The 7302-nt window shown below is 71.1% G+C and carries 7 protein-coding genes and 1 pseudogene; 6 read left to right on the forward strand and 2 right to left on the reverse strand.

What is annotated here, in order from left to right:
* Positions 1–4 precede the first annotated feature (4 nt).
* From mqnC to ADK86_RS10535, 4 genes are all read left to right on the forward strand, one after another.
* Positions 5–1204 (forward strand): cyclic dehypoxanthinyl futalosine synthase, encoded by a 1200-nt coding sequence (gene mqnC / locus ADK86_RS10520; protein ID WP_030605111.1) that lies wholly within the window; start codon positions 5–7, stop codon positions 1202–1204.
* A 7-nt stretch (positions 1205–1211) separates the two neighbouring features.
* Positions 1212–1751 (forward strand): hypothetical protein, encoded by a 540-nt coding sequence (locus tag ADK86_RS10525; protein ID WP_053696316.1) that lies wholly within the window; start codon positions 1212–1214, stop codon positions 1749–1751.
* Between the two features lie 112 nt (positions 1752–1863).
* The gene (locus ADK86_RS10530; RefSeq protein WP_053696317.1) at positions 1864–2469 is read left to right on the forward strand and encodes a Uma2 family endonuclease; all 606 of its coding nucleotides are present in this window, start codon (positions 1864–1866) and stop codon (positions 2467–2469) included.
* 226 nt (positions 2470–2695) lie between these two features.
* Positions 2696–3400: a demethylmenaquinone methyltransferase gene (locus ADK86_RS10535; protein ID WP_053696318.1), complete on the forward strand. Its 705-nt coding sequence runs from the start codon at positions 2696–2698 to the stop codon at positions 3398–3400.
* A gap of 38 nt (positions 3401–3438) precedes the next feature.
* Here ADK86_RS10535 and ADK86_RS10540 read toward each other — a convergent pair whose 3' ends face one another.
* Positions 3439–3996 (reverse strand): GNAT family N-acetyltransferase, encoded by a 558-nt coding sequence (locus ADK86_RS10540; protein ID WP_053696319.1) that lies wholly within the window; start codon positions 3994–3996, stop codon positions 3439–3441.
* A gap of 125 nt (positions 3997–4121) precedes the next feature.
* On the opposite strand from ADK86_RS10540, the gene ADK86_RS10545 reads away from it, so the two are divergent.
* On the forward strand, positions 4122–5429 hold the full coding sequence (locus ADK86_RS10545) for a geranylgeranyl reductase family protein (RefSeq protein WP_420718835.1): 1308 nt from the start codon (positions 4122–4124) through the stop codon (positions 5427–5429).
* 268 nt (positions 5430–5697) lie between these two features.
* Positions 5698–6831, forward strand: coding sequence for a DUF418 domain-containing protein (locus ADK86_RS10550; protein WP_078951979.1), 1134 nt, complete (start codon positions 5698–5700; stop codon positions 6829–6831).
* Here ADK86_RS10550 and ADK86_RS44345 read toward each other — a convergent pair.
* Positions 6752–7302 (reverse strand): annotated as a pseudogene (locus ADK86_RS44345) (hypothetical protein); the annotation flags it as partial. The gene ADK86_RS10550 and the pseudogene ADK86_RS44345 sit on opposite strands and share 80 nt — an antisense overlap.

The raw sequence follows: 7302 nt of genomic DNA on the forward strand, positions 1-7302 counted from the left end.
CCCGGTGACCGAGAACGCCGACCTTCAGTCCGTACTCGACCGTGCCGCGGAGGGCGGGCGGATCACGCCCGAGGAGGCGCTCGACCTGTACCGCTTTGCGCCGTTGCACGCGCTGGGCGCCGCCGCCGACGCCGTGCGCCGCCGCCGTTACGCGGGTACGGAGCACATCGCGACGTACATCATCGAGCGCAACATCAACTACACCAACGTGTGCGTGACGGCCTGCAAGTTCTGCGCGTTCTACGCCGCGCCCAAGGACACCGCCAAGGGCTGGACCCGCGACCTCGACGACATCCTGCGCCGCTGCGCGGAGACCGTGGAGCTGGGCGGCACCCAGATCATGTTCCAGGGCGGCCACCACCCGGACTACGGCGTCGAGTACTACGAAGAGCACTTCTCCGCGATCAAGAAGGCGTTCCCCCAGCTGGTCATCCACTCCCTCGGCGCCTCCGAGGTCGAGCACATGGCCCGCATCTCCAAGACCACCGTCGAGGACGCCATCCGCCGCATCCACGCCGCGGGCCTGGACTCCTTCGCCGGCGCCGGCGCCGAGCTGCTGCCGGAGCGCCCGCGCAAGGCCATCGCCCCGCTGAAGGAGTCCGGCGAGCGCTGGCTGGAGATCATGGAGACGGCGCACAGGCTGGGCGTCGAGTCCACGTCCACCATGCTCATGGGGACGGGCGAGACCAACGCCGAGCGCATCGAGCACCTGCGCATGATCCGCGACGTACAGGACCGCACGGGCGGCTTCCGCGCCTTCATCCCGTACACCTACCAGCCCGAGAACAACCACCTCAAGGGCCGCACCCAGGCGACGATCTTCGAGTATCTGCGGATGATCGCGATCGCCCGGATCTTCCTCGACAACGTCGCCCACATCCAGGGCTCCTGGCTGACCACCGGCAAGGAGATCGGCCAGCTGTCGCTGCACTACGGCGCGGACGACCTCGGCTCGATCATGCTGGAGGAGAACGTGGTCTCCTCGGCCGGCGCCAAGCACCGCTCCAACCGCCAGGAGATCATCGACCTGATCCGCAAGGCGGGCCGCGTACCGGCGCAGCGCGCGACCACCTACGAGCACCTGGTCGTCCACGACGACCCGGCCGACGACCCGGTCGACGAGCGCGTGGCCTCCCACATCTCGTCCACCGCGATCGAGGGCGGCACGGCACACCCCGAGCTGAAGCTCGTCGACGCGAACTGATCCCGCCGTGCTGACGATCCACCGCGTGCACGCCGTCCGCCTTGCAGCGGACGGCGCCCCGGTCCCCGGGCACGCGGTCGTCGTCTCCGGTGACCGCATCGAGGCGATCGGCCCGTACGAGGAGCTGTACGAGCGGTACGGCGAGCGCGCCCGGGTCCGCGAGTGGGACGGCGTCCTGACCCCCGGCCGCCACGAACCGGACGGCACGGCCTACCTGGAGGCCGCCTACCACCCCGACCCGCGCGAGGCCGACGACCTGGGCACGGCCCCGCTGACGGGCGACGCGCTGACCGCCCTCGGCATGACCGAAACCCGCTGGGGCGCCAGCGCCCGCCGCGGCCTCCAACGCCTCCTCGCCACCGGCACCACCTCGCTCACCGGCCCCTTCACCCACCCCGCGGTCCGCACGGCGGTGGCTCGCTCGGGGCTGCGCGAGCGGCCGGGGAGCCTGGCGGCAGGTGCTCCGGCGGACTTCGCGGTGTTCGGGGAGAGTGGCGCCTGCCTGGTGACGGTCCTGGGCGGGCGGCTGGTCCACCGGGGACGCTGACCGTCCACACCGTCAACGCCGAGAAGCGCCCCCGTCACTTCGTGTGACGGTACTGTCGTATTCAGGACCGTGATCCGCACTCGCGTCCACACTCGCGTCCATGGGAGCAGTGATGAGCACTGACCGGCGGCTGGAGAAGGCGACTCCGGAGACCTGGATGTTCCCGCCTGCCGACGGCTGGACGCACGAGCAGGTCAAGGAACTGGACCTCCCCTTCGACTGGGAACTCGTGGATGGAGTGATCGTGGCGCGGGGGCAGACGGTTCCTTGGCACAACCGGGTGCGCGACCGGCTTCTGCGGTCGCTGGAGGACGCGCAGTGCGAGCCGTACGAGGTTCTGGCCGAGCAGAGTGTCCGGCTCAACGAGCGCAACACCCCCAAGCCCGACGTGGTCGTCTTCGATGCTCACGGGCAAGATCTCTGGGAGCTGGAGTGCGTGCCCATCCAGTGGGTCGTTCTCGTGGTCGAAGTGGTGTCGGCCGGGTCGCAACAGGACGACCGGGTCCGCAAGCCGGCGCTGTTCGCGGCAGCGGGGGTGCCCTACTTCTGGCGGGTCGAGCAGGGTGCGGACAGAGTCCCTGTGGTGCACGAGTTCTGGCTTCATCGGGAGATGGGCACCTACATCCCGGCCCCGGAGCACCCTGTACACCGCGAAAAGCTGGAAACCCCGCACCCTTTCCCCAACAGCATCGACCTGGCGGGTCTCGTCCGCCGCTGACTCGTCAGCGACGCGTAAAGGCGCCCGTCTCTTCCGTCAGGACCCCGTCAACGCAACCGGAATCCCGGCTACCGCCCGGCAGGATCTTTCTCGCGGGGACGGCCGATTCGGCCGCTCACGATGCTTCGCACCTGATGCAGCACCGCTGGACCGCCCGGATGTTCTGAGGGGGGCATCGGGCCGTCCCCGTCCAAAGTCTTTTCGGGGCGTGGGGGACAATGGGCGGGTGACCCGAGCCTCCCTGGACAAGCAGCCGCAGGATGTCGCCGCGATGTTCGACGACGTGGCGGCGCGCTACGACCTGACCAATGATGTGCTGTCCCTCGGGCAGTCGCGGCTGTGGCGCAAGGAGGTGGACCGGGCCGTGGCGGCGCGGCCCGCCGAGCGTGTGCTCGACCTTGCCGCCGGGACGGGGACCTCCTCGCTGCCCTTCACCCGCGCCGGCGCGTACGTCGTGCCCTGTGACTTCTCCGTGGGCATGCTGCGCGAGGGCAAGAAGCGCCACCCGTGGATGCCGTTCGTGGCCGGTGACGGCATGCGGCTGCCCTTCGCGGACGATGTGTTCGACGCCGTCACCATCTCCTTCGGGCTGCGCAACGTGCAGGACACGGACGCCGCGCTGGCCGAGCTGTACCGGGTGACCAAGCCGGGCGGCCGGGTCGTCATCTGCGAGTTCAGCGAGCCGACGTGGGGGCCGTTCCGTACGGTCTACACGGAGTACCTGATGCGGGCGCTGCCGCCGGTGGCGCGTGCGGTGAGCAGCAACCCGGACGCGTATGTGTACCTCGCCGAGTCCATCCGGTCCTGGCCCAACCAGCCCGCGCTGGCCGCGCGCCTCCAGCGGGCGGGCTGGTCGGAGGTGGCCTGGCGCAACCTGACGGGCGGTGTGGTGGCGATGCACCGGGGGACGAAGCCGAAGCCGAAGGCGTGACGGCCGGGGGCCGCCCCGGCCCCCGCCCACCTGCCCCCTCACAACTCCAGCCGAAAGCAGAACCCTTCCTGCCCGCCCGGCGTACGGAACGTCTCCGCGTGCCGCATGCCGAGCCGCCGTGTCACGGCGATGGACCGTTCGTTCCCGGACGCGACCATCGCCACCACGCTCCGTACGCCCGCGGCCCGTACCGCCTCCAGTGCGGCGCGGGCCGCCTGTGTCGCGTACCCCTTGCCCCAGTGCGCCCGCCCCAGCCGCCAGCCGATCTCGATCTCGCCCACCGGGCCCCAGTCGCGCGGCCACGGCTGTGCGCCGGTGAAGCCGAGGACGGCGCCGGCCTCCTCGCCGCCGGCGCCGGTACCGATCATCGAGTACAGGCAGAATCCGTGTTCCGCGTGGTGCCGCCGCTGCCGTGCGGTCAGTTCCTGGTAGACGGACAGTTCGGCGGGGGCGCCGCCGTGGAACTCCATCACGTCCGGGTGGGCGAACACCCGGTGCCAGTGCAGCGCGTCCTCCTCGGACGGCACCCGGAGCGTGAAGCCCGCCGCGGACGGTGGCCGCGGTGCCGGGAACGGCTGTGCCTGTGGCTCGTGCATGGACCGACCAACCCTTCAGATCCTGATCAGCAGTGCCCCCATAGACTGACGGGGCCCAGTGCCGGTCGGCACCCAGATATCGACTTCCGGGAGATCCCGCCGTGACCGAATCCGCGACTGAGTCCGTGAGCGAGTCCGTGAGCGCGTCCGTGACCACCCCCCGCTCCGAGCACCGCGCGGATGTCATCGTCGTCGGGGCCGGTCCGGCCGGCTCGGCGACCGCGTACCACCTCGCCAAGTCCGGCCTGGACGTCCTCCTCCTGGAGAAGACCGCCTTCCCGCGCGAGAAGGTCTGCGGCGACGGGCTGACCCCGCGCGCCACCAAGCAGCTGATCAACATGGGGATCGACATCTCCGAGGAGGCGGGCTGGCTGCGCAACAAGGGGCTGCGCATCATCGGCGGCGGCAACCGCCTCCAGCTCGACTGGCCGGACCTGGCCTCGTACCCGGACTACGGTCTGGTCCGCAAGCGCGACGACTTCGACGAGCAGCTCGCGCGCCAGGCGCAGAAGGCGGGCGCGCGCCTGTACGAGCGCTGCAACGTGGGCGCGCCGGTCATCAACGACCTGACCGGCCGTATCGAGGGCGTCCAGGCGAAGCTGGGCGAGGAGAAGACGCCGGTCACCTTCCACGCCCCGCTCGTGGTCGCGGCGGACGGCAACTCCACCCGCCTCTCGCTGGCGATGGGCCTGCACCGCCGCGAGGACCGTCCGATGGGCGTCGCGGTCCGTACGTACTTCACCTCGCCCCGGCACGACGACGACTACCTCGAATCCTGGCTGGAGCTGTGGGACCGCCGCGGCGCGCAGGACCGGCTGCTGCCCGGCTACGGCTGGATCTTCGGCATGGGCGACGGTACGAGCAACGTCGGCCTCGGCGTGCTGAACACGTCCGCCTCCTTCAAGGAGCTGGACTGGCGCGAGATCCTCAAGGCGTGGTGCGCCTCGATGCCCGCCGACTGGGGCTACACCCCGGAGAACATGACCGGCCCGATCCGCGGCGCCGCCCTCCCCATGGCCTTCAACCGCCAGCCGCACTACACGCGGGGCCTGCTGCTCGTCGGTGACGCGGGCGGCCTGGTCAATCCGTTCAACGGCGAGGGCATCGCGTACGCCATGGAGTCCGGTGCGATCGCCGCCGAGGTCATCGTGCAGGCGCACGCCCGCGCCACGTACGCGCAGCGTGAGCTGGCCCTCCAGCGCTACCCGAAGATCCTCAAGGACACCTACGGCGGCTACTACTCGCTCGGCCGCGCCTTCGTGAAGCTCATCGGCAACCCCAAGGTCATGAAGATCGCCACCCAGCGCGGTCTGACCCACCCCATGCTGATGCGCTTCACCCTCAAGATGCTCGCCAACCTCACCGACCCCACGGGCGGCGACGCGATGGACCGCATCATCAACGGTCTGAGCAAGGTGGCGCCGAAGGCGTGACGCGGTCCGCGTCCCTGCCCCCGACCCCGGCTGCGACCCCGTCTCCACCCCCGTCTCCACCCCTGTCTCCACCCCCGTTGCATCGAAGGATGTAGCCGCACGCAGCCGCTTCTCGTCGTAGCGGACGAAGAAGTGGCCGCTGCGCGCCCCGACGATGGTGGGGAAGCTGGCACCGGCGGTGGGAGACGGCGTGGCGGGAACGGAGACGGCGGAGGTTGCGACAGGGGCACGGGTGGCTCCTGTGGCCGGCGGGGGCGGGGCCGCGCGGTTGCCCCTGCTGGATGTGCTGCGCGGCGTCGCGATTCTCGGGACGTTGATGACCAACGTCTGGATCTTCGCGGCGCCCGGCGCGGAAGCGGGCGTCCTGAAGGGCGGCGCCGCCATGTCGGTGTTCGACTCGTCGTGGTCGGGGCTGGCGGAGGGGACCTTCCGGTTCCTCGCGGACGGCAAGTTCCTGTCGATGCTGACGATGCTGTTCGGCGTCGGCCTCGCCATCCAGTTCCGGTCCGCCGCCAAGCGCGGCCGCACCTGGCCCGGCCGCTACAAGTGGCGGGCGCTGTTCCTCTTCGTCGAGGGCACCGTCCATTTCGTCCTCGTCTTCGCGTGGGACGTGCTGATGGGGTATGCGGTCGTCGCGCTCCTGGTGGCCTGGCAGTTGACGCGTACGGCACGTACGCAGCGGGTGCTGATGGCGGTGGCGGGCGGTGTGCACGTGGCGGTGCTGGCGCTGCTGACGGCCGCCGCGCTCGGCAGGTCCTCCAAGGGGAGCGGCGGGGGTGGCGGGGCCAGTGCCGAGGCGGTCGCGCTGTACGCCGACGGCGGCTATCCGGAGCAGATCGCGTTCCGCCTGCACAATGCGGTCGGCCTGCGCATCGAGCCCGTCGTCTCGTTCGCCCTGCTGGTCTTCCTCTTCCATCTCGGTGTACGGCTGTTCCGTGCGGGTGCCTTCGCCGCGGACGCGAACGGGCGGCGCATCCGGCGGCGGATGTGCGTCTGGGGCCTGGGCGTCGGCCTTCCGCTCAACGCCCTCACGGCGGCGGCCGGTTCGGACTTCTATCTGCTGGGCCGGTACGGCGCGGCCCCCGTCGTCGCGATCGGCTACCTGGGCCTCATCGGCCTGATCGTCGACCGTGTGCGCCGGCCCGGCCCGCTCACCGCGGGGCTCGGCGCGATCGGCCGTACGGCGCTGTCCTGCTACGTCCTCCAGAACGTGCTGTGCATGCTGGCCTGTTACGGCATCGGCCTCGGCCTGGCCGCGCGCTGGGCGGATCACGGGCCGTGGTGGGTGATGGGCCTGTGGGCGGTGGTGTGCGTGGTGCTGTTCACCGGGGCCCGGCTGTGGCTGCGGCACTTCGAGCACGGGCCGCTTGAGACCGTACAGAAGCGGCTGCTCCGGTCCTGAGGTGGTGGGGCGCCTGGACGTTGCGGAGCGCGGACGGGCGTTGCGGAGCCGGGGGTTCCGCCTCGGCCGCCGGCTGCTGCGTACGGCAGGCGCGGCAGCGCGTCACCGGCGGGTCCTGGCTTCCGGGCGGGGCCGAGTCCACGAAGGGCCGGTCGCAGCCTGTGCAGCACATCCGGACGGGCGCGGGCCCGGCGGGCCTCGGCGATGTGCCGGGCACCACGGGAAGGACGGGAAGCGGCGGCGGCAGCCACTCGCTGAGCCGGTGCTCCAGGAGCGCGGCCGGGCGGAAGATGGTGCCGAGGGGCAGGGCCGAGGCGAGCGTACGGACGATGTTCGCGGGCGGTACGCCACGGTCGAGCCACGCCACCACCGCCGGGGCCAGCCGGCTCACATCGCGCACGGAGAGCGTCAGCCGCGCGTCGACGAGGCGGAGGGAGGTGAGGAGGTCGGTGGCGGGGGTGGGGATGAGGG

The sequence above is a fragment of the Streptomyces sp. NRRL F-5755 genome (assembly GCF_001279365.1).
Lineage (GTDB): Bacteria > Actinomycetota > Actinomycetes > Streptomycetales > Streptomycetaceae > Streptomyces > Streptomyces rimosus.

Bases quoted from the DNA above. Each gene is read 5' to 3' on its own strand.
- ADK86_RS10530 (WP_053696317.1), top strand. From the start codon at position 1,864: ATGAGCACTGACCGGCGGCTGGAGAAGGCGACTCCGGAGACCTGGATG.
- ADK86_RS10540 (WP_053696319.1), bottom strand. From the start codon at position 3,996: ATGCACGAGCCACAGGCACAGCCGTTCCCGGCACCGCGGCCACCGTCC.